This is a genomic window from Streptomyces sp. NPDC026394 (genome assembly GCF_055567735.1).
The window spans coordinates 118151-141250 of sequence record NZ_JBVHPX010000012.1 but is presented as its reverse complement, the minus strand read 5'-3'; the positions used below and the strand labels follow the sequence as shown (position 1 = coordinate 141250).

Genomic DNA, 23100 nt, shown 5'->3' with positions numbered 1-23100 from the left:
GCCGTGGAGAGCGGGCCGCAGGGGCGTCGTCACCCCGTTCGCCCGTCCCGGCGTGCGGACCGGCGAAGGCTGGGTCAAGGTCATCTCGTCAGGTCCACCCACCTCAGTCTCAGGAGAGTCACATGCTTCGTAACGTCGCGATCACCCTCGCCGGTGTCACGGCGGCCGGTTTCCTGGCCGCCGGGCCCGCCGCCGCCGACTCGGGCGGTGGCGCCGCCGCGGCAGGCGCGTACGGCTCCGGCGGCTACTCGTCGGAGAACACCCTCGGCGGGTACCGCCACTACAACGTCGGCGGCCCCACGGGTGTCACCGCCACCGGCGCCGCCTACGCCCACAGCAAGGCGAGCGGCGAGTTCGACTACGGCCGCTACTTCAAGGCCGTCTGGCGCTGACCCGGACACACGTCGGCCGCCGACGGACGCGCCCCGCGTCCTTCCACGGCGCGGGGGCGCGCAGGCACCGTCCGGTCGCACGCCGACGGCCCCGTGGCACCGGCTGTCACCTCCCCTTCACGCACGTGTCCGGACGCCCTTCACCGGGCATCCCGACGGCGGCCGCTGCCACACGCCAAGCCTGCCGCACGGCTCCAGCACTCCGTAGCGGATGACGGAACGCAGACGGAGCGGCCCCTGCCGGAAGCTTTCGGCGGGGGCCGCTCCGCTGCCCGGGCATCGGCGCCGGTCAGCCGTTCCCGTGCACCGTCAGCTGTGGCTCCGCTCCGGGGTCTCCAGGACCAGGACGGGAATCTCACGGTCGGTCTTCTGCTGGTAGTCGGCGTAGTCGGGGAACGCCTCGACCGCGCGTCCCCACCACAACGCCTTCTCCTCGCCCGTCACCTCACGGGCCACCAGGTCCATGCGGACGGGCCCGTCCTGCAACTCCACCCGGGGGTCCGCCACGATGTTGTGGTACCAGACCGGATGCTTGGGAGCACCGCCCAGCGAGGCGACGACGGCGTAGCTGCCCTCGTGCTCCACCCGCATCAGCGGGGACTTGCGGAGCTTGCCCGACTTGGCGCCACGGGTCGTCAGGACGATGACCGGCAGGCCCCGCATCGTCGTCCCCTTGGTACCGCCGCTGCTCTCGTACAGCTCGACCTGGTCACGTACCCACTTCTCCGGGCTCGGCTCGTACTCGCCCTCAAGTGGCATGGCATCCGTCCCATCGTCGCATCGTCGTCCGCCCGAGCGGGCGTGGTGTCGTACGGTTCCGCCCACGGGCGGAACCGACCTGACCTTTCCTCAACACAGGGGGCGTACGCAATCTTCCCGCGGGGTGTCGTGGCCGGTGGCGGGCCCGGAGAGCTACCGCGCCACCGACGCCCCCGCTCCGCTCATGGCTGCCTTGTGCTGGCGGCCCGCCAGGCGGGAACCGGATTCGCGTCGGGTGGTCCTGCGCAACAGCGGTACGGCGAGGAGGAAGCCGACGACGGCCCACGCGGTGAGGACCAGGGCGACCGTGGGAAGCTGCCAGGAGCCCGACACCTCGGCGGCGACCGCGCTCTCCGGCAGCAACGCCGACCGCAGCCCCTGGGCCATCCACTTGAGCGGGAACACCGAGGCTATCTGCTGCACGAGCTGCGGCATCCGGGACAGCGGGAACATCGTCCCGGAGATCATGAGCAGCGCCATGGAGGGCAGCACGATCAGGGCCAGCGCCTCACGCGGGTTGGGCAGGACGGCGCCGATGGCGGCGCCGAGCGGCACGACCGCGAGCAGTCCGAGGCCGGTGACCCAGAGCAGGGTGAGCCACTGTGCGGGGCCGGCCGGCAGCGGGCCGTCGGCCAGCGCCGCGCCCGCCGCGAGCAGCACGACGAGACTGCCGACGGCCGTGCCCAGGATCAGCAGCGCCTTGGCCACCAGGTACGCCGGTATGCCGCCCGGTGTGGCCCGCAGCCGCAGCAGCGCGCCCTCTTCACGTTCCGTGACGAGCATCTGCGGGACGGTCAGCACGCCGAGCTGGAAGAGCAGATAGGCGCAGAACCCGACCATCATCAGGTGGCCCATCGACAGCTCCGTGCCGGGTACGGTGTCGCTGATGGTCATGGCGAGCACGACGGCCACCACGACGTTCGCCAGATGGCCGCTCAGCTCCTTCTTGCTGCGCAGGAGTTGGCGCAGCTCGATGCCTCCGCGCCGGACCCCCGCCCGCAGAATGCGCTGCGGTCCCGTCCCCCTCATGCGGCACTGTCCTCTCGGTCCCCGGAGTCCCCCGGGTGTCGGTTCTCGGTGTTCACCATGTGCAGGTAGGTGTCCTCCAGTGTCGGGCGGCGCACCTCCAGGTCGGCTATCGGTCCGCCGATGTCGCGGTGCAGTTCCCACACCAACCGGGAAGGGTCTTCGGTGCGTTCCCTGCGCGGGGTGCCGTCCCGGGCCGTCCAGCGCACCTCGGCGCGCGCCGCGGCCTGCCGGGCCAGTTCGGCCGGGGTGCCGCAGACGCGGATGCGCCCGTCGACCAGCACGGCGATGCGGTCGGCGAGGCGTTCGGCCTCGATGAGGTCGTGGGTGGTGAGCAGGACCGTGACGCCTTCGTCGACGGCGAGCTTCTCGACCAGGACGTGGAAGTCGTAGCGCGCCTCCGGGTCGAAGCCGGTGGTGGGCTCGTCGAGGAAGAGCAGCTCGGGGCGGCCGACGATGCCGAGGGCGACGTCGAGGCGGCGGCGTTGGCCGCCGGAGAGCCTGCTCACCAGTTGGTCCGTCTGCGCGGTGAGGCCGACGACGTCGAGCAGGTCCTTCGGGTCGCGCGGGTCGGGGTAGTACTCGGCGAAGTGTCCGACCAGCTCGCCCACCCGCCATCTGCCGTGGTCACGCCAGGACTGCAGGACGAGGCCGAGCCGTCCGCGCCAGGCGTCGTCGCCGCGCACCGGGTCCGTGCCGAGCACGTGCACGTCGCCCGACGAGCGCCGGCGGAAGCCTTCGAGTATCTCGACGGTGGTGGTCTTCCCGGCGCCGTTCGGCCCGAGCAGGGCGAAGATTTCGCCGCGGTGGATGTCCAGGTCGACGCCTTGCAGCACTTCCCTGGGGCCGTAGGTCATGCGCAGGTCGCGGACCTGCACCACGGGTTCGGGCGCGGTCACCGGCGGGCCTCCGTTCGCATGGACTGGTTGTTCGCCGGGCCCGTACCGGCGGAGCGGGTACGGGGCGTGGCGTCTTCGGGCGGAGGGGTCGCATCCCCGGGAGACGGGCCCTTGGCGGCTCCTTCGACGATGGCCCGCAGTGCTGCCACATGTCCCTCGAATGCGGTCCGGCCCCGGTCGGTGAGCCGGACCTTCGTCCGGCGCTTGCGTCCGCCGCCCTCCTTCTGGATCTCCAGGTACTGGGCCTCCTCCAGCGTGTGGAGCTGTTTGGAGAGCGCCGAGTCGCTGAGCGAGAGGCTGTCCCGGATGAACGGGAAGTCCGCCCATTCGGTGGCGGCGAGCAGCGCGACCACCGAGAGCCGGGTGGACGGGTGGATCAGTTCGTCGAATCCGGTGGGGGTACTCATCGACGGCTCCCATAGTGGCGCATCGGGGCGAAGGCCCATCGGTTGGCGGGCGCGGTGACGAGCAGGAAGAGGCCGGCGCATATCGTGGCCTGCACCAGGCTGCCGTACGGCATGTCCGCCCACTCGACCAGCCAGGAGGTGAGCCCGATGCTCGTCCCGCCCAGGGCGGCGGCCACGACGAACACGGCGTACACGCGCCAGGTGTAGCGCGAGCGGTGCAGCCGCACCCGCGACTTGCGGCTCGACCGCACCCCCAAGGCGGCCAGGGCGCCCACATACGCCACCAGGATCACCCAGAGCGACCAGCTTGGGAGGTCGAGCCCGCTGACGGCCAGGTAGACCCACATCACCGCCGCGATCGGCAGGTACCCCCGACGCCCTGTCACGGTGCAGCGTTCCAATTCGTCGTAGACCCGCTCCTGCGGGACGCGGATTCTCTGCAGGTCAGCCCATGCCTGCTCGGCGTCCATCGGTGTGCCCACGCACATCGCCCCCCTGAAACCTTGACGTGCCGAATCTCCGGCCGCCGACTTTCCCACTAGGAAAGTTAGCGCAGACTTTCCCAGCGGGCAAGTCGAAACGGCGATGTCGACGGATGAGCCGTGCGGAAGGGCCCGTCACGGCAAGGACCGCAGGCGACGAGGTAGTTCACGCGGACTGCCCTTCGAGCACGCGCCCGCCGACCGCCCGCGAATCCGAGCCCGGCCGAACCGCCGCCCATGCCAGGCTGACGCGTATAGGAGATCACCCACATCACGCATCGGCACGCCGCAGCTACGACATCGTGGCCGAGGAGTACGCGGCCCGGATGCGCGACGAACTCGCCGGAAACCCCCTCGACCGCGCGCTTCTCGCCGTTCTCCTGGAGCGGACGGAACCGGGCGGAACGGTTGCCGGACTGGGCTGCGGCCCGGGCACGTGGCGGCCTGGCTCGCCGGGCACGGTGTACACACAGTCGGCAACGACCTGTCCGCGGGCATGGTCGAGGCCGGTCGTCGGCGGTTCGCGCAGGTGGAGTTCCGGGAGGACGACCTGCTCTCACCGCGCGGGACGGCCCCCGGGCCCGTCGGAGCCGCTGCCGTCAGACGACGGTCCGGTCGACGCCGTGGACGGTCGGCTTCGCCGATGCGGCTCAGGCGATCCAGTGCGGTCGGCTGGTGGCCGCCGAGGACGGGAGGCCGTCCGCGAGCGCCGTGGCCATGCGGTGCACTGCCTCACGGAGGGTGTCGGGAGGGGCGGTGTAAGGGATGCGGAGGCGCTGCGTGAAGACGCCCGGGTCGGTGGCGAAGTAGGCGCCGCCCTCGATCCGTACCCCGTAGTCCAGTGCTCGTTCGGCCAGCTCCGCGGCTATGGGTTCGCCCAGGTCGGCCCACAGGGACAGGCCGCCGGGCGGCTGTTGCCAGGTCCAGTGCGGGAGGTGTTCGGCCAGGGCGGCGGTGAGGGCGGCGCGTTGGGTACGCAACTGCTCCAAGCGGGTCGGCAGCAGCTCGGCGGACCGGTCCAGCAGGTCCAGGGCCACGAGTTGGTCCAGGACCGAGCCGCCCATGTCGGTGGCGATCCGCTGCCCGGCGAGTTCGGTGACGAGCTGGGCGGGTGCGCGCAGCCAGCCGATGCGCAGGCCCGCCCAGTGGGTCTTGCTCATCGAACCGGTGGTGATGACCTGGCCGCTCCCTCCCGGGGCGGCGAAGGAGGCGAAGGGCTGCGGGGCGGGGCCGTCGAGGGCGAGGTCGCTCAGGGTCTCGTCGACGACCAGCCAGGTCGCGGAGTGCTGGGCGGCGTGCAGGATGGCGGTGCGCTGCCCCGCGGGCATGAGGCAGCCGGTCGGGTTGTGGAAGTCGGGGATCAGGTAGGCCAGGCGGTGCACGGACCGGCGCAGGGACGAGGTGACGGTCTCGGTGTCCCAGCCGGCCTCGGTCACGGGGAGCGGCACGGTACGCAGCCGGGCGCGCCGCAGGGCTTCCAGGGCGTTCGGGTAGGACGGGTTCTCGACCAGGACCCGGTCGCCGGGGCGGCACAGCAGGCCGAGGACGAGCGTGAGCGCGTGCTGCGCGCCGGAGGTCACCAGGATTTGGTCGGGCACGGTGGCCAGGCCCCGTCGGGTGAAGCGTGCGGCGATGGCGGCGCGCAGTTCCGGCAGGCCGTACGGGTGGTAGCCGGGCGTGCCGACGTGCTCGGCGAGCTGGGGTGACACCCTGGCGAGGGCGTCGGCGAGGGTCCGGTGCGGCAGGGCGGGCGCGGCCCTGGCCAGGTCGATCGCGGTGTCCCGGGGCCCGAGGAGCCGTGTCACGCCGTGGGGCGTACGGCCTGCGGGCAGGGCCGTCCAGGTGCCCGAGCCCTGTCGGCTGTGCGCGAACCCGCTCTCGCGCAGCAGGTCGTAGACGGCCGTGACGGTGGCCCGGCTGACGCCGAGGGCCGGGGCGAGTTCGCGTTCGGCGGGGAGTCTGACGTGCAGCGCGATGCGCCCGTCCAGGATCAGCTCACTGATCGCCTGCGCCAAGTGGCGGTAGGCGGGCCGGGCCCGCGCGGGGTCGGGGAGCAGCGCGGCCAGGTGCCCGCTGCCCAGAGTGCGGCCCGCGTGCCCTGTGCCGTTCAGGGGTTGGGACGGCCCGGAACCTGCCATGCCCCTCGCCCTCGCCTCCCCGGCACCTCCTGGGGCCGTCCTGTCGCTCCGCTCAGCCAGACCACTTCCCCGGCAATGGCCATGTTCTGCCAGCCGATCACTGTACAGAGTCGCTCCGGTGGCCTGGAGAACACTCGGGCCGGCACACGGCGAGCAGGACGAAAAGGTGGAGGCGGCCGGGCATGCGGCTCGAACGGACGGATTCGGTGGGTGAAGGGGGCTCGGTGAGCTCGATGGGCTCGGTGGACGGAGAACGGGCCGGGCGGCATCGGCCCGGGCAGGGGCGACGGGAGCGCTCGCCCTCCGGGCTCAGGGCGAGGGCGAGCAGGCCCCCGCACTCCCTCACGTACGTGCCGTTCGGCGAACGTCCACTGAGGCGCCTGCCTCAGCTCTTCGCCGGCCTGGCCCTGTACGGATTCAGCCTGTCGGTCATGATCAGGGCCTCGCTGGGCGTCAATCCGTGGAGCGTCCTGTACGAGGGGCTGGCCCGCCACACGTCGCTGAGCTTCGGCACGATCAGTGCCGTCGTGGGCGTGCTCGTACTGCTGCTGTGGGTCCCGTTGAGGCAGCGGCCGACGTTCGGCACCGGGGCCAACATCGTCGTCCTGGCCTGCGCGTCCGACCTCGGGCTGCACGTCCTCCCCCAGCATCCGGGGTTTCCCGCACGTATCGGGCTGCTCGCCGGCGGCATCCTGCTGAACGGTCTGTCCGTCGCCCTCTACGTGGGCGCGCGGTACGGTCCCGGCCCCCGGGACGGCCTGATGACCGGCATGTCGGCCGCGACCGGGCGCTCCCTCCGTTCCGTCCGTACGCTGATCGAGGTCGCCGTACTGGCCGTGGGCTGGCTGCTGGGCGGCGGCGTGGGGGCCGGCACCGTGCTGTACGCCCTCGCGGTCGGCCCGGTCACGCAGTTCTTCGTCCCCCGGTGCGCCTACCGGAGCCCGGCCCGAGACCGGACGTGCGGATGACGGAGGTGTGCGCGCGCCCGTTCGCGGCTGCTCCGGTACTTTCCGTACGGCGATGATCAATCGATCCGGCCGTGCGGAACGGCCCGCCCCCGCCCCCAGGAGACCCGGCATGAGCAGCGAACCGACCATGCGCATCATCACTCAGGACACCGTCGGCGGTCCCGAGGTGCTGTACCCGACCCAGGCGCCCCGGCCGGCGCCGCTGCCCACCGAGGTCCTCGTACGGGTGCGGTCCGCCGGAGTGAACCCGGTCGACTGGAAGACCCGCCAGGGCGGCGGTATGGCCGCGGTCCTCGGCGACCCGCCGTTCTCGGTGGGCTGGGACGTCAGCGGGGTCGTGGAGGAGGTCGGCTTCGGCGTGCACACGCTCAAGGTGGGCGACGAGGTGTACGGCATGCCGTGGTTCCCACGGCAGGCCGGGGCCTACGGCGAGTACGTGACCGCGCCCTCGCGGCACTTCGCGCGCAAGCCGGCCGCGCTCGACCACGACCACGCGGCCGCCGTGCCACTGGCCGCGCTGACGGCCTGGCAGTGCCTGGTGGACGCGGCGCACGTCGAGGCGGGCCGGCGGGTACTGATCCACGCGGCGGCGGGTGGCGTCGGGCACTTCGCGGTGCAGTTCGCCAAGCACCTGGGCGCGCAGGTCATCGGTACGGCCCGGGCGGCCAAACACGACTGGCTGCACGCGCTCGGCGCGGACGAACTGGTCGATTACACCCAGGAGCGCTTCGAGGAGGTGGTGCGTGACGTGGATGTCGTCATCGACCTCGTGGGGGACGAGCACGACGCGACCAGCACCCGTTCGCTGCGTACGCTGCGGTCCGGCGGCACGCTGATCGCCGTTCCCTCCGGGGCCTCGCCCGAGCTGGTGGAGGCCGCCCGTGCCCAGGGGGTGCGGGCGAGCGGCTTCCTGGTGGAGCCGGACGGGGCGGCGCTGGCCCGTATCGGTGGGCTCATCGACGAGGGGGCGGTGTCGGTGGAGGTCGAGGATGTCCTGCCGCTGGCCGAGGCCGCCGAGGCGCACCGCCGGGGCGAGGAGGGCCGCACGCGCGGGAAGCTGGTGCTGCGCGTGGCGTCGTGAGGACCGCGGCGCCGCGGAGTGAACTCTCCGGCTGCCGCAATGCGGAATATCGGCGGTGGCCCGGAAGAAAAATTCGTGGGACATCACTGCCGGGCGCCGAAGGCCGGAGCCGGCGGATCCAACAACGGGATATCGGCATTTCTTCGTGGCGGCGGAGGTGACAGGAGGCGGGAGCAGGGTGCGGTGCACCGCCGGTCTCCGTCCGTCATGGAGATCGCCGACCGCCGTCGACACGGCATACGACTGCACGTATACCGTCGACGTTCACCTCATCGGCTCTCCGCCGTCTGCCGTACGGACGAAACGGCGGAGGTACGCAGCCGACGGCGCGCGGCGAGTGCGATCCGTCGAACCAAGGGCCCGGAAGTCCGATGGTCCGGCAGACCGGCACTTTGCCGGGAGCGTCCTACGCGTCGACCCATTCGTGGGACTGCGCCTGCTTGAGAAGACGCTGGCGGGCCTGGAGGATCTGCTCGCCGGTCATGCTCGGCACGCCGGTCACCAGCAGTTCGGTCACCTCGTCGAGGAACTCCTGGGCGGAGAGGGTGTCACACAGGACACCGTCCTCGAAATTCCCGTCGCTCGCGGCGCTCTGCGCGCGGTGCGCGCTGCCGGAGCGGCCGGGGGCGCCTTCCAGGAAACGCACCTCGGACGCCTTGGGGCCCCGGTCGCCCTCGTCCACCAGGAATTCGACCTTGACACCGGGGGCCATCAGCCCCTTGTCGAATTCCAGGTCGTTCACATGCACGAAGACGTCTTCTCCGCCGTCGTCCGGCACCACGAATCCGTAGCCGCGTACCTCGTCGAAACGAATGACCTTGCCCGAAACCATCACTGTGCCCCAGACCCCAATTCCACAACTGCCCGCAAATTCCGCACCCCGTCACCGTCGTCCCGGCGGCGCCCCGTTCCCACCGGCTGGGCCGGCAGAGGTCATCGCCCGAGGAGGAGACGATTCGGTGGATGTCCCGCCCATACTATTGCCGAGCGGCGGCGGAACGTCCAGCCCGGTGCCCGCCCCCGCGCGGCCCCGGCGTACGCGGGCGGCCGTCGGGGCGGATCCGGACGGGCCGGCACGGTACCGGTCCGTCGGTACGGCACCGTCCCGACGGAACGATGCCGTACCGACGCGACGCGTCAGTCGGCCAGCGCGGCCCGCACCTCCTCGGCGAGCAGGTTCACGTAGGCGTCGGCCCAGCCCTCGACCGTGCTGTGCTCCCACAGGTCGGTCGAGTACTCCATGTAGCCGGTCAGCGTGTCGCCCGCCGGGATCAGCCCGATGCTGAGGTCCGTACGGGCGGCCGGGACGGCCAGGTCCTCGACCACGGCGGCCACGCCGGGCAGCTCGATGTCCGTCTGCAGCGAACTCTGGTACGCGAACCCGAACGGCACGTGGTCCGGCACCTCGACCCCCATCTCCTCCCGCAGCGGCTCGACGAGCCTGCGCAGCGACACGATGTGGTCGATGCCCTCGATCGAGGTGTGCGCGACCTGCCGTACGAGGTCGGTGAAGGTCCCGACCCCGTCGAGCCGGATACGCAGCGGGAGGCCCACGGCCGTGCAGGCCATCAGCGACTCGAAGGCGCGGCGCTCACGGTTGGCGTAGGCGACGTTCGCCACGACGTCCGTCCGCCCGGAGAGCTTGCCGATCAGCCGGCCCAGGGCGGCGGTCGTGACCGCGTACGGTGTCGTACCGCACTTCCTGGCCAGCCGTTCCACGTCGGTCAGCAGGCCGGAGTCCACGGAGAAGAGCACGACACGGCCCTGTCCGCTCAGGGTTTCCGGGCGCGGCCGGTCCAGCGGCAGCGCCAGCTCGAAGGGCGCTCCGTCCAGTTCCCTGGCCCAGTACTTCAGGAGGCGCTGGTCCGGCCGTTCCGGTGCGGTCTCCCGCTGCCAGCGCGCGTATTCGGTCGGCTGCGGCACCGTACTGGCCAGCGTGTGCGGCGTCCCGGTCGCCGCGGCACCGTAGAGGGCGGCGAAGTCGCTCAGCAGGACGCTGACCGCCCAGCCGTCGCAGGTGGAGTGGTGCAGCACGAAGAACAGCACCCAGGTCGACGGGCCGCTGCGCACCAGCCGGAGCTTGGGCGCCACCCCCTCGCCGAAGTCGAACCGGGTGGCGGCGGCCTGTGCGCTGATCTGCTCGATCTCGGCGTCCATGGCCTCGGCGGCCACCGCCGTTCCGGCACGGGTGTTCCGGCCGGTGGTCAGGTCCTCGACCTGGAGATCGACCGGCCGCGGCCGCAGGATCTCCTGCCACCACTGCCCGTCCTCCTTCACGAACCGGGTGCGCAGCGACTCGTGGCGGGCGATGAGCTGACTGAGCGCGGTACGCAGCGCCGGCAGGTCCAGGCCGCCGGTGAGGGTGATGCGCAGGGCGACGTTGAAGACGTGCGGCGTGGGGTGGTCGTCCTGGGCGATGAACCCCTGCTGCTGGTAGGTGGCCGGCGCGCGGTCGACCACGTCCGTGGCACCGTCCGGTCCCGCGTCCGCACCGGTGTCAGTACCGGCGTCGGCACCGCTCCGCCCCCCGGTACCGGCGTCGGAACCGGTACCGGCACCGGCACCGGCGCGGGTCTCAGCGTCCACCCGGGGGCTCTCGGAGCGCCCGGCCTCGGCGTCCTCGGAGGGCGCGTCGGTCCCGGTGTCGCCGGCCAGGTATGCCGCCATGGCCCGTACCGTCGGCTCCTGGTAGAAGCGCACCATCGGGTACTCCTGGCCGAACACCTCCCGGGCCCGGTTGACCAGCCGGATCGCGGCGATCGAGTGACCGCCGAGGTCGAAGAAGGAGGCGTCGGGTCCGATGGCGTCGGCCGTGAGGTCGAAGGCGTCGGCCCAGAGGGCCCGGAGACGGTGTTCGATCCGGTCCCGGAGGCCGGGTTCGGGTCCGTCGGCGGACGAGGCGGGAGCGGGTGCCGTCTGCCGGGCTTCCTGCCCCGGCTTCCCAGAAACGGGCGCGGGAACAGGCGCGGAAGCCGGCGTGAACGCGGGCGCGGGTCGCGCGGCCGTGACGATCTCCGGGTCCGGCAGCGCGGCGCGGTCCATCTTCCCGTTGCCCCCGAGCGGCAGTGCGGTGAGGACCGCCCAGGACCGCGGTACGAGGTACTCCGGCAGCCGGGCCGCGAGTTCGCGGGCCAGCCGGTCGGCGTACGTCCGGCGGCCGGCCGCGGTGGTGGTGTCGTCCGCGTCCCGGTCCGCCGGTACGGCGTACGCGGCGAGGTAGGCCTCGCCCCGGCTGTCGCGGCGGGCCACCACGGCGGCTTCGCGCACGCCGTCCAGACCGTTGAGCGTGCGGGCCGCTTCCTCCGGTTCTACGCGGTAGCCGCGGATCTTCACCTGGTCGTCGGCACGGCCGCGGAACTCCAGTGCCCCGTCCTCGGTCCAGCGCACCAGGTCACCGGTGCGGTAGAAGCGGGTTCCGGCCGACGGTGCGCCCGCGCCGGACGCCCCGGGCGACCCAGCCGTGGTCGCACCCTCAAGGGCCTTCGCACCGGACTCCGCACCGACCGGGTCCGGACCGAAGCGGTCGTCGGCCGACGCGGGGACGCCCAGGTATCCCCGGGCGATGCCCGGCCCGCCGACGTACAGCTCGCCCACCGTGCCGAGCGGCACCGGCGCGCCGGACGCGTCGAGGACCCGCACGCTGACGTTGTCGGCGGGGCGGCCGATCGGGATCGGTCCCGAACCGGTGCCGGGCGTGCGCGGGCCGACGGTCTGGGTGGTGCACAGCACGGTCGTCTCGGTCGGTCCGTAGACGTTGACCGTCTCGTACGGCACGTCCGGGTGCGGCCGGGTGCGCATCACGTCACCGCCCAGCAGCAGGTGGCGCAGCGGCGGCTGTTCGGCCGGCGGCAGGGTGAGCAGTGCCTCGCCCAGGGCGGTGGGCAGGATCGAGAAGGTCACGTGCTGCTGCGCGTACCAGCGGGCCAGTTCCGCGGTGTCCGCACGGACCGTGTCGTCGGCGATGACGAGTGACGCTCCTGCGGTCAGCGCGGGCCAGATCTCCAGGACGGACGCGTCGAAGCTCTGGCTGCACACCAGCGCGCTGCGGTCGGCCGAGGTGAAGGCGAAGCGCTTGTGGTGCCACTGGCAGAGATCGACGACCGCGCTGTGGGGCACCGCGACGCCCTTGGGCTTGCCCGTGCTGCCGGAGGTGTAGATGACGTAGCACAGGGACTCGGGCCCGGCGGCGTCCGACGGCACCTTCTTCGTACGGTCGGTGGTGCAGTTCTCGGCGGCGGCGACGTCGATGACGGCCAGGCCGTCGGGCAGATCCAGCTCATCGGCCCGGGAGCCAGTGCTCAGCAGGAGCCGAGCGCCGCTTTCCGCGATCACCGTGGCGGCCCGGGCCCGTCCCAGCGACGGGTCCAGGGGGACGTACGCCAGGCCGGACTTGAGCACCGCGAGCATGGCGACGACGAGGTCGGTGGAGCGGGGCAGCCACAGGGCCACCACGTCGTCCGCACCGTCCGCGGTCGCTGTCGCCGTGGTGCCGGACCGTTCGCGGACGACGGCGGCCAGCCGTTCGGCCCGGGCGTCCAGTTCGCGGTAGCTGAGGCGGTCGTCACCGTGGTGGACGGCGGTCCGGTACGGGGCGTCCGCCGCGCGCCGGGCGACGAGTTCGTGGACGGTGGCGCGCGCCACCGGGCGGACCGGGCCCTGCTGCCATGCGGCGGGCACCGGCTGGGCTGCCGGCTCGACCGGCGGGACGGTGACCATGCCCCGCTGTCGGGCCGCGGTTGTCGCCGGCTGTTCGGGCGAGGGCGTCACGGCCTGCGCGGTCTCCTGCCGCGCCGGCATGGCGCCGAGGCGGGACAGTGGTGTCCCCGGTTCCCGTACGGCCGCTTCGAGCAGGTCACGGAAGGTACGGAAGAAGCCGTCCACGGTGTCCGCGTCGAACAGGTCGGTGTTGTACTCCAGGTGGCAGCGGATGCCTTCGGGCTGGTCGGTGAAGTACACCGCGAGGTCCGTGAGGGCCTTGTCGGGCCCCGCGTCGATCACGGTGGCCCGGACGCCGGGCAGATCGAAGCGGAACGGGTCGCTGCTCTCGAACTCCGCGAGCACCTGGAAGACCGGCGTACGGTCGGTGGTACGCGCCGGAGCCAGCTCCCGCACCACCGCCTCGAAGGGCACGTCCGCGTGGTCGTACGCGTCCAGGGCGACGCCTCGTACGCGGTCGAGGAACGTGCCGAACTCCGGGTCGCCGGACAGGTCGAAGCGGAGCGCGAGGGTGTTGACGAAGAAGCCGAGCAGGTCCTCGGTGCCCTGGGGGCGGTCCGAGATCGGGGTGCCGACGACGATGTCCCGCTGGCCCGTGACCCGGTGGAGCATCGCGGTGAAGCCGGCGAGCAGCGTCATGAAGAGGGTGCCGCGCCGCTGCCTGCTCAGGTCGCGCAGCCGATCGGACAGTTCGGGGGCGAGCCGGTGGAAGACGGCCCGTCCGTTGGAGGTCATGGCCGCGGGGCGGGGGCGGTCGCAGGGCAGTTCCAGTACGGGGAGCTCGCCGCCGAGCGTGTCGAGCCAGTACCTCAGGTCCACGGCGCCCGCCGGGTCGTCCAGCGCGCGGAGCTGGGCGCGGGCGTGATCGGCGTACGTGCCGGTCAGCGCCGGAAGTCCCGCGTCGGAGCCGTGGTGCGCGGCCCGGTAGAGGGCGGACAGGTCGCGCGCCAGGACGGTGGCGGAGGCGGCGTCCACGACGATGTGGTGCAGGGAGAAGACCAGGACGTGGCGCTCCTCCCCCAGCTTGACCAGCCGGGTGACGAACAGCGGCCCCTCGACGAGGTCGAAGCGCCGGGCGCTCTCGTCCGCCAGGACGGCACGGACCGCGGCGTCCGCGGCCTCCTCGCCGTCGGCGCCCGCGCCCGTGCGGTCGAGCACCGCGAAGTCGGGTGCGGACGGCGGCAGGACGAGCTGGCAGGGCGCGTCGTCGATCTCCCGGAAGACGGTCCGCAGGCCCTCGTGCCGCGCCACCAGCTCGCCCAGCGCCGTACGCAGCGCCGGGACGTCGAGCGGGCCGTCGAGGCGGATGGCCTTGGTCTCGTTGTAGGCGGTACGGCCCGGCAGCATCCGTTCGAGGAACCAGATGCGCTGCTGTCCGGGCGACAGCGGGGCGGCGCTCTCGTGTGACACGGACGTACGCGCGCCCGCGCTCGCTCCCGTGCTCGTATCCGTATTCACGCCCGCATCCGCGCCCGCTTGCGCAGCTGTGAGCGCGTCCGCGCCCGGCGCGTGGTAGCGGCGGCGCAGCGCGTCGATGTGGGTGAGGCCGGTGCGCAGCGCGCCCGGCTGGACGCCGAAGTCGACGAGCGAGACGATCTCGTCGGCGCCCGCCGCGCTCACCGCGTCCACCACGGAAGCGACGGTTTCGGGCGTGCCGATGAGCGCCCGCTGGTCGCAGTAGCGGTCGTAGGCGCGGCGGAAGAGCACGTCGAGGTCGTCCTCGCTGAGCGCGGACAGGTCGACGTTGTGGCCGAGGCTGTTGGCGACATTGCCGAACAGGGAGAGCGAGGCGCGCATGTACCGTGCCAGGGGCTCGTACGCCTCGGCGCGCGCGGTGCGGTGGTCGGCCGCTAGGTAGGTGTGCAGCAGGACGGCCACCCGCCCGGCGTCCGGGTCCAGGCCGTGCTCGGCGCGGGTGCGGCGGTACAGCGCGATGTTCTCGGCGAGCTGTTCGACGCTCTGGGTCATCAGGTTGGTGACCACGCCGACGTCGTTCCGGGCGGCGGCCACGTACGAGGCGGGGTTGCCGACCACCGCCGTGTACATGGGCGGCGCGTCCTGGACGGGGCGCGGGAACAGGCGTACCTCGGTCTCGCCGTCGCCGCCGGTGCGCCGCACGGCCTCGCCGCGCCAGAGCCGGCGGACCTGCTCCACCTGCTCGTACATCATCTCCTTGTGGCGGCCGAAGTGCTCGGGGAAGAAGACGAAGTCGTTGGCGTGCCAGCCGCTGGCGCAGCCGATGCCGACCCGGCCGCCGGAGAGGTTGTCGGCCATCGACCACTCCTCCGCGACCCGGACCGGGTCGTGCAGGGGCAGGACGACCGATCCCGCGTTGAGGCGGACGTGCCGGGTCTCACGGGCGAGGGCGGCGGCGAGCACGACCGGGTTGGGAAACAGGCCGCCGAAGGAGTGGAAGTGCCGTTCGGGCATCCAGAGCGCGTGGAATCCGTGCTGGTCGGCGAAGCGGGCGGTCTCCAGGATGTGGTCGTACTTGCCCGGAGCGGCAGCCGGGGAGCCGGCATCGGCACCGGCTTCGGCTTCGGCTTCCTCCTGGGGGTAGTCGCCGAAGAAGTAGATGCTGAAGTCGGGAGCGCGGCGTGCGGCCACGGCCGTACGGCTGCCGGGCTCGGTCCTCGGCGCCGGAGCCTGCGCGACCGCCGGAGCCTGCGCACCTGCCGGAGGCTGCGTGACCTCAGGAAGCCGTACGATCCCCGGCCCCTGCGTGGCCGTCGGCCCCTGCGTCGCTACGGGAATCTGCGCCCTCGTCGGAGCCTGCGCCTGCGGCGGAGTTTGTGCCTGCGCCGGAGCCTGCCCGCCCGGCGTCGGCAGCACCTTCGGACCGCCGGGGAAGAAGCCCGCCGCCCGCAGGTCCCGCATCGACCCGCGGACCGCGTCGGCGATGAACGCGATGTCGCCGTCCGAGTGGGCGGTCGACAGGAAGAAGTTGCGCCATTCCCAGACGTGCACCCCGCGCAGCATCAGGTGGTGGTACAGCAGCTCCATGTCGGCGCGGTGCTCGAAGCGGAACTGGGAGCCGAAGTGGCTCACGCTCAGCGGGAACTCCTCGTCCTCGAAGAAACGATTCAGCGAGTCCGCGAGGCCGGCGGTACGGGCGTTCAGCCGCTCCTGGAGTCGTGGGCTGTGCTCCTTCAGGTGCGTCAGCACGGCCCGCGCGGCGACCATCGAGACCGGGTGCTGGATGTACGTACCGCCGAAGAAGGTGGTGTCGGCGGGCGGGTAGCTGGCGTCCCCGTACTGCCAGAAGCCGCCGTCCACACCGTCCATGATGTCCGCGCGGCCCGCGATGGCGCCGATCGGGAAGCCGCCGCCGAGCAGTTTGCCGTACGTCGCGAGGTCGGGGGTGACCCCGTAGAGCTCCTGGGCGCCGCGCGGCGCCGGACGGAAGCCCGTCAGCATCTCGTCGAACATCAGCACGATGCCGTGGCGGCGGGTCAGCTCGCGCAACTGCCGTACGAAACCGACGGGGCGCAGCGACGGGTGGCGGCTCTGTACGGGTTCGATGATGACCGCGGCGATGTCGTCCGCGTGCTCGGCGATGACCTCCAGGCTCGCGTCACTGCCGTAGTCGAGGACCAGCAGGTCGGCGACGCTGGCGGACGGGATGCCGGTGGAGACCGGGACGGTGATCCGGTCGGCGCCGGTGCCGGCGGAGCGGCCCAGGACGTTGTCGGCGTGGCCGTGGTAGGCGCCGTGGAAGGTGACGATGCGGCGGCGGCCGGTGGCGGCGCGGGCGAGCCGGATCGCGGCGGAGTTCGCCTCGGTACCGGAGTTGGCGAACGCCACGCGTTCCATGCCGGTCAGCTCCGCCAGCAGCTCGGCGGCCTCGCCGGTCTCGACGTTGCGCGGGCCGAGCTGGATGCCCCGGGAGAGGTGTTCGCGGACGGCCTCGCTCACGAAATCCGGCTCGTGGCCGAAGAGCAGCACGCCGAAGCCCATGGTGATGTCGACATAGCGATTGCCGTCGATGTCTTCCAGCCGGGAGCCGTGGGCCCGGCGGCCGGCGATCGGGTACAGCATCTCCTTCGTCTTGCTGCGGAACCCGACGACGGCCCGGCTGTCGGCCAGCACCCGGCGGTAGCGCTGGGCGATCTCCTTGGAGGTGGCGGTCTTGGCCGTGTAACGGCGCACCAGGTCGTCGAGGTGGGCCTGCTGGGACGCGGAGGCGGAGCCGCCGACCATGCCGGAGGCGCGGGAGACGGTCACCCGGGGGCCGTGCACGCGTTGCCGACGCTCGGCGGACGGCTCCTGCGCGGCGCCGTTCGCCGACGGGGCGACGGCCTGATCGCCCGCCGCCGGCTGATCCGCGGTCCCGGCCGGAGCCGCGGCCCCGGTCCCGGCCGGACTTCCGGTCGCACTCCCGCTTCCGGTCGCGCTCCCGCCCGCGGCCTCGATCCGCTCCGCGATGCTGCGGGAGAGGTCGGACATCGCGGCCAGGTTCTGGTCCACCGCAGCGGCGGCGGCGCTCGGCCCGGTCATTTCCCGCCCGCCTTCCCGTTGGCCACCACGCCGCCGGTCAGGGCGCTCGTCGCCTGCGCGGTCAGCAGTTGGGAGAGCTGGCTCATCTGGGTCATCATCTGCAACTGGATCTGCGACAACTGCTGCACCTGGCGGACGAGGTCGGTCAGTTCCGCGCGTGTCACGGGCTGCGACGAGCCGGACGGCTCGGCAGGCGCGGGAACGGGCGCGGGCGTGGACTCGGGGGCGCGGACCGGCTCGGGCGCGGGCGCGCGGACCGGCTCGGGCATGCCGATGGGCTCCGGCATGCCGATGGGCTCGGGCCTGCTGACGGGTTCCGGCGCACGCACGGGCTCGGCGGGCGCCGCAGCGGCCGGCTCGTGCCGTACGGGCTCGGCGGCGACCGGTTCGTCCCGTACGGGCCCCGCCGCACCGCCCGCCATCCGCCCCACGATCAGCTCCGTGAGCTGCGCCGGGGTGCTCGCCTCCTCGAACAGCTCCCGCATCGCGACCTTGACCTGGTGGTCCTGCTCCAGCTCGCGCAGCACGCTGATCATCTGCAGCGAGTCCGCACCGAGGTCGAAGAAGGATGTGTCGCCCGTGATCGCGTCGGCGTCGTGCCCGAGGTGCTTGGCGACCAACTCGATGACGTGCCCGAGCACCCTCTCGAACACTGCCTCGTCCTGTGCCACGTCTTCCTCTTCTCTCGCTGGTTCTCTCGCTGGTTCGCCGGTCCGGACGGCCCGGACGGCTGTCGGCTCCGGCCCCGTCCAGAACGTCTTGTGCTGGAAGCGGTAGCCGGGCAGCCAGGTCCTGCGGCCTCCGCTGCCGGCGGTGAGCGCCGGCCAGTCGAGGTCCGCGCCCGCGCAGTGGAGCTGGGCCACCGCGCCCCAGAAGGCGCCGGGTCCGGCGCCGCGGCGCAGCGTCGGTACCGCCCGCACGCCGGGGAGCGCGGCACGGGCCAGTCCGCTGAGTGTGGTGTGCGGGCCGATCTCGACCAGCGCGGCGGAGCCGGTTTCGCCGAGTGTGCGCAGTACGGCGTCGTAGCGGACCGGCCGGCGTGTCTGCCGTACGAAGTAGTCGGCGTCCGGTGCCCAGCCCGGCTCGTGCAGGCGCCCGTCGAGGCAACTGACGAAACCGGTCGTGACCGGGCGGAAGGTGACGCCGTCGAGCAGGTCCCGGAACTTGTCCAGGATCGGGTCGGTGAGCGCGGTGTGGAAGGCGCGCGTCACCGGGAGCCGTTCCGCGGGGATGCCGCGCTCCTCCAGCCGGGTCAGCAGCCGGTCGACGGCCGTGACGGGGCCGGCGAGCACGTGCCGCTGCGCCCCGTTGACGACGGCCAGTTCGAGGCCGGTGATCTCGTCGGCCAGGTTCTGGACGGTGTCCAGGTCCGCCGAGACGGCGGCCATGGCACCGCGGGCGCAGTGGTCCTGCATCAGGCGTCCGCGCTCCGCGGTGATGCGCAGGCCGTCTTCGACGGACAGCGCGCCCGCCGCGCAGAGGGCGGCGTACTCGCCGACGCTGTGCCCGGCGACGATGTCCGGCGTGATGCCGGCGTGGCGCCACAGCCCGGTGAGGGCGTACTGCAGGGCGAAGAGGGCCGGCTGGGCGTTCCGTGTGTTCTCCGTGACGGTACGGTCCGCACCGGGGTCGAGCAGGGCGTCGAGCAGGGAGCTGCCGTACAGCTCCTGGTGGTGGCGGTCGCAGGTGTGGAGCAGGTCGCGGACGACGGCGAAGCGCTCGTACAGCGGTCGTGCCATGCCGGGGTACGGGCTGCCCTGTCCCGTGAACTGGAAAACGACGCCCGGCCGTCCCTCCCGGGGTGCCTCACCGGTCGTCACGGCGGCTGCGGCGGGGCCGCCGGTGCCCGCGAGCCAGCCGTCCAGGGCCGCGGCGAGGTCCGCGGGGGTCGTGCCGCGGGCTGCCAGGCGGTGCCGGTGGTGGGCCCGGCCCGCCGCGGTGGTCACCAGGTCGGCGAGGTCGGTCCCGGGGTGCCGGGTCAGGTGGTCGCGTACGGCGTGGGCGTTGGCCGTGAGGGCCTCGGCGGACTGGCCGGACAGGACCAGGACGTCCGGTGCGGTCACGGTGGCGGCGCGGGGCGCGGGTTCGGGGGCCTGCTCCACGATGATGTGGGCGTTGGTGCCGCCGACGCCCAGGGACGAGACGCCCGCGCGGCGCGGTGTGTCCCCCTGGGGCCACAGGCGCGCCTCTTCGGGGATGTAGAAGGGGCTGTGGTCGAGATCGAGGGCGGGGTTGGGCTCCCGGAAGTTGGCCATCGGCGGGATGACGCCGTGTTTGAGGACGAGCAGGGCCTTGATGAAGCTGGCGATGCCCGAGCACACGTCGAGGTGGCCGATGTTGGCCTTGGTCGAGCCGAGCGCGCAGTACCCGGTCCGGTCGGTGTCGGTGCGGTACGCGGAGACGGCGCCGTCGAACTCGATCGGGTCGCCCTTCAGCGTACCCGTACCGTGTGTCTCCAGGTAGCCGACGGTGTCCGCGCCGATGCCGGCGTGGTCCAGCGCGCGGCGGATGGCGCCGCGCTGGCCGGCCGCGCTCGGGGCGGTGTAGGTCTGCTTGTCCGCGCCGTCGTTGTTGACGCCCCAGCCGCGTATGACGCCATGGACGGTGTCGCCGTCGGCGAGGGCCCGGTCCAGGCGCTTGAGGACGACGGCGGCGACGCCGGTGCCGCCCACCGTGCCGTCCGCGCGGGCGTCGAAGGCGCGCAGGTAGCCGCTCTTGGAGAGGATGGAGCCCTTGACGTACTGGTAGCCCAGCACCTGCGGCACATGGATGGCCGTGGCGCCGGCCAGCGCGATGTCGCTGTCGCCGATCATCACCGACTGCGCGGCGAGCTGCACGGCTACGAGGGAGCTGGAGCAGGCGGTCTGGACGCTGATGGCCGGGCCGGTGAGGTTGAGGCGGAAGGAGGCGCGGGTGGCGGTGAAGTCGGCGTAGTTGCCGACCAGGACCTGCATCCTGGAGAGCCAGTCGTCGCCGACCGGTCCCTTCAGGACGTTGTTCAGCAGGTAGTTCTCCAAGGTGTAGAGGTGGTAGCCGGTGCTGGCGAAGACACCGGTGCGCAGTCCGCCCCGTTCGCGCGGATATCCCGAGTCCTCCAGGGCGTGGTAGGCGCATTCCAGGAACATCCGGTGCTGCGGGTCGGTGAGCTGCGCCTCCCGGACGCTCATCCCGAAGAACCCGGCGTCGAACCGGTCGATGCCGGACAGGATGCCGCTGGCGCCGACGAAGTCGTCCGCCCGGTACTTCTCGGCGGGGACGCCGGCCGCGGCCAGTTCCTCGTCGGTGAAGCGCCGTACGCAGTCCAGGCCGTCCCGGATGACGTGCCAGAACTCCTCGGGGGTGTCCGCTCCGGGGAAGCGGAAGGCCATGCCGATGACCGCGACGCGCGAGTCGGCCGGTACGTTCATGAGGTGCCGCCCTCCGCGGCGGAGGAGACCTCCCGGCCGGACGCCGGGCCGCCGCTCTCCCGGGCCGGTGGTCGGTTCGGGAACAGGGAGCGTCCCCTGGCCAGCACGACGAGCAGGGCGACGCACAGGACGATGGCCAAGCCCTGGAACGCGCTCACCACCTGTAGGGGCGAGAAGCGCTCCAGCAGCGCCGCGCTGACGATCATGCCGAGGCCGAAGCCGCTGTTCTCGGCCGAAGCGGAGAGCCCGAAGAGGCGTCCGCGCTGCTCGTCGGGGGCGGCCTGCAGCCGGGAGACGTACGCGATCTCCGTGAACCCGTCGGCCATGCCGGCGACGAGCGCGGCGGCCGCGGCCGGAACAGCCGGCAGGCCGCTGAAGACCACGATGAACGCCGCCGACATCACGATGGAGCCGATCGCGAAGGCGCGCTCCCCCGGCGACCAGCCGGTCTTGCTGGTACGCCGCGAGCACACCTGCTGGGCCACGATGTTGCCGATCGCCCAGGTCGCCCAGAACTGGCTGATGAAGGTGGCCGGATGCGAAGGATCCAGGGCGCTGGAGTAGATGGGCAGGGCGACGTTGTGCGAGGACGAGCCGAGGCCGTCGGCCGCGCGGACCGCGACCATGACCGCCAGCAGCGGTGCCGCCTTGAGCAGCGCGAAGGAAGCCCAGCGGCCGGTGCCCGCGTCGTCCGCCGCCGCGCCGTCGGCCGTGCTCGGTTCGGCGACGGCCCGGGTGCGGATGGGCAGCAGGAAGAGGACCGTCGCGGAGACCGTGAAGGTGATGGCGTCCAGCACGAAGGCGGTGGTGTAGCCGAACTCCGCGACGACCACGCCCGCCGAGGCGAACCCGGCGATCATGGCCAGTGAACGGCCGGTGACCAGCAGGCCGTTGGCCCTGGTCCGCAGGTCGGCTCCGACGATCTCCGGGACGCTGCTGCGCAGGGCCACCTGGGAGAGGGTCGAGCAGGCGCCGGTCACCACGGCGAGCGCGAACAGCAGGGTGACGCGCGCTCCGTCGGGTGCCAGGAGCAGCAGCGCCAAGGCGACCGCCTGGGTGAGGTCCGCGCACACCATCAGCCGTTTGCGGTCGTAACGCGACACCAGCCGGCCGCTGACGAAACCGGACAGTACGCTGGTGATCAGCCGTACGGCCATGAACAGGCCCGCGGTCAGCGCGCTGCCCGTGACCTGGTAGACGAAGACGTTCAGCGCCACCATGTTCAGGTAACTGCCGTACGCCGATACGGCATTGCCGACGACGAGCAGCCGGAAGTGCCCCACTCTCTTGTTCCCCCTCAACGCCCTGTGCCGGCCTGGTCCACCACACGGACGGCGGAGGACGAAAGTACGCACTTACGGTCACCCGGTTCGCGGTACGCCTGGAGACGCATCATCCGGTGACTTGACCCGCGCTCGGCCGCGCGTGTAGGGGCATGGTGCGGACGGCCGCGGCCTCCTTGCGTTTTGCCGCGTCCGTGGTTAGATCAAGCCGCATGTCACGGGGGATGTGCTGCCCCCGCGGCACCGTCGGCAGTTCCGCTCCGTACCCGCGGGAGGGCGCACCATGTCCGGTCCCGCTCGGGCCGTCTTTCCGGCGTTGAGCCGACGAGCACCGCGCAGCGCGGCGGCCGTACAACGGCCTTGCCCCGCTCCATCCGCTCCGCCCGCGCCGCCGGACCGATCGTCCTGACGCCGCGGGCCGCCGGATCTTCCCTGCTCCACCATCACCCCCTTGGAGGAAGAGATGTCGGACCACAGCGCGCCCACCATGCCGCCACTGCTGTCCCCCCGGGAGCGAGAGGTACTGTCGCACATCGCGGACGGCCTGACGTACGACCAGACGGCCAGGCGTCTGGGCATCAGCGTCCATACGGTCAGCACCTACTTGCGCCGTATACGGGCCAAGCACCCGGCTCCGACCCTCGCTCATCTCGTACGTCTCCAGTTGGCGCAGAACAGCGGCTGACGGTCCGCGGGTCCGGGCGCGTCCGCGGCGGCGCGCCCGCGTTGGCTGAATCTCGCCCGTTCAATGGCCGGTATCCGGACAACCTCACGGGAGTGTGTCCGCTGCCTTGCCGTCCGCCGGTGCTACGAGCCGGTGTGCGAACGATGGGCGCCATCCGGTTTCGCGGGGCGGCGGCGGGTACCCGCCGCCGGACGCCGAAGCCGAGCGGAGGGCGCCCGTTGGCCATGGACGGCTCATCACCGGCACGGCCGGACGGAGCAGGGGAAGCGGGCGCGCACGCGCCGACGGGCACCACCCGCCCCGGACCGCCGCCGTGCTCCACGGCGGTCACCGGCGTCCCCCGAAGGGACCAGGCCCGGA

At 72.4% G+C, this 23100-nt stretch carries 14 protein-coding genes; 4 read left to right on the top strand and 10 right to left on the bottom strand.

The annotated features are described in order from the left end of the window. The first annotated feature begins 122 nt into the window (after positions 1-122). A complete protein-coding gene (locus ACZ4QV_RS26005; protein WP_361153632.1) occupies positions 123-392 on the top strand; it encodes a hypothetical protein in 270 nt (89 codons plus the stop codon). Between the two features lie 309 nt (positions 393-701). On the opposite strand, the gene ACZ4QV_RS26000 is transcribed toward ACZ4QV_RS26005, so the two are convergent. The 6 genes from ACZ4QV_RS26000 to yczR all read right to left on the bottom strand — a co-directional run bounded on the left by ACZ4QV_RS26000 (position 702) and on the right by yczR (position 6103). Further along, positions 702-1151 (bottom strand): nitroreductase family deazaflavin-dependent oxidoreductase, encoded by a 450-nt coding sequence (locus ACZ4QV_RS26000; protein WP_361153635.1) that lies wholly within the window; start codon positions 1149-1151, stop codon positions 702-704. Positions 1152-1304: 153 nt separating this feature from the next. Beyond that, a complete protein-coding gene (locus ACZ4QV_RS25995) occupies positions 1305-2180 on the bottom strand; it encodes an ABC transporter permease (protein WP_361587897.1) in 876 nt (291 codons plus the stop codon). Beyond that, complete coding sequence (locus ACZ4QV_RS25990) at positions 2177-3034, bottom strand: ABC transporter ATP-binding protein (RefSeq protein WP_361153995.1); 858 nt, start codon at positions 3032-3034, stop codon at positions 2177-2179. Before ACZ4QV_RS25990 ends, ACZ4QV_RS25995 begins: the two co-directional genes overlap by 4 nt. A 38-nt stretch (positions 3035-3072) precedes the next feature. After that, complete coding sequence (locus ACZ4QV_RS25985; protein WP_361587895.1) at positions 3073-3483, bottom strand: transcriptional regulator; 411 nt, start codon at positions 3481-3483, stop codon at positions 3073-3075. After that, complete coding sequence (locus tag ACZ4QV_RS25980; protein ID WP_361615524.1) at positions 3480-3971, bottom strand: hypothetical protein; 492 nt, start codon at positions 3969-3971, stop codon at positions 3480-3482. The genes ACZ4QV_RS25985 and ACZ4QV_RS25980 overlap by 4 nt, the downstream gene beginning before the upstream one ends. Before the next feature lie 644 nt (positions 3972-4615). Beyond that, positions 4616-6103: a MocR-like transcription factor YczR gene (yczR, locus tag ACZ4QV_RS25975; protein WP_361153646.1), complete on the bottom strand. Its 1488-nt coding sequence runs from the start codon at positions 6101-6103 to the stop codon at positions 4616-4618. Between the two features lie 431 nt (positions 6104-6534). On the opposite strand from yczR, the gene yczE reads away from it, so the two are divergent. Together yczE and ACZ4QV_RS25965 are read left to right on the top strand one after the other, a co-directional pair. Continuing rightward, entirely contained in the window at positions 6535-7071 is a 537-nt protein-coding gene (gene yczE / locus ACZ4QV_RS25970) for a membrane protein YczE (RefSeq protein WP_361587891.1), read from the top strand. Positions 7072-7180: 109 nt separating this feature from the next. Continuing rightward, positions 7181-8152, top strand: coding sequence for an NADP-dependent oxidoreductase (locus ACZ4QV_RS25965; protein ID WP_361153651.1), 972 nt, complete (start codon positions 7181-7183; stop codon positions 8150-8152). Between the two features lie 406 nt (positions 8153-8558). Here ACZ4QV_RS25965 and ACZ4QV_RS25960 read toward each other — a convergent pair whose 3' ends face one another. From ACZ4QV_RS25960 to ACZ4QV_RS25945, 4 genes are all read right to left on the bottom strand, one after another. Beyond that, complete coding sequence (locus ACZ4QV_RS25960) at positions 8559-8984, bottom strand: cold-shock protein (RefSeq protein WP_361153654.1); 426 nt, start codon at positions 8982-8984, stop codon at positions 8559-8561. Positions 8985-9289: 305 nt separating this feature from the next. After that, the gene (locus ACZ4QV_RS25955; RefSeq protein ID WP_467763465.1) at positions 9290-17365 is read right to left on the bottom strand and encodes a MupA/Atu3671 family FMN-dependent luciferase-like monooxygenase; all 8076 of its coding nucleotides are present in this window, start codon (positions 17363-17365) and stop codon (positions 9290-9292) included. Further along, positions 17362-20772: a type I polyketide synthase gene (locus ACZ4QV_RS25950; protein WP_361587887.1), complete on the bottom strand. Its 3411-nt coding sequence runs from the start codon at positions 20770-20772 to the stop codon at positions 17362-17364. Before ACZ4QV_RS25950 ends, ACZ4QV_RS25955 begins: the two co-directional genes overlap by 4 nt. Continuing rightward, entirely contained in the window at positions 20769-22055 is a 1287-nt protein-coding gene (locus ACZ4QV_RS25945) for an MFS transporter (RefSeq protein WP_361153662.1), read from the bottom strand. Before ACZ4QV_RS25945 ends, ACZ4QV_RS25950 begins: the two co-directional genes overlap by 4 nt. Before the next feature lie 463 nt (positions 22056-22518). On the opposite strand from ACZ4QV_RS25945, the gene ACZ4QV_RS25940 reads away from it, so the two are divergent. Beyond that, positions 22519-22740, top strand: a complete 222-nt coding sequence (locus ACZ4QV_RS25940) for a helix-turn-helix domain-containing protein (protein WP_030021569.1) — start codon at positions 22519-22521, stop codon at positions 22738-22740. Positions 22741-23100: the final 360 nt, after the last annotated feature.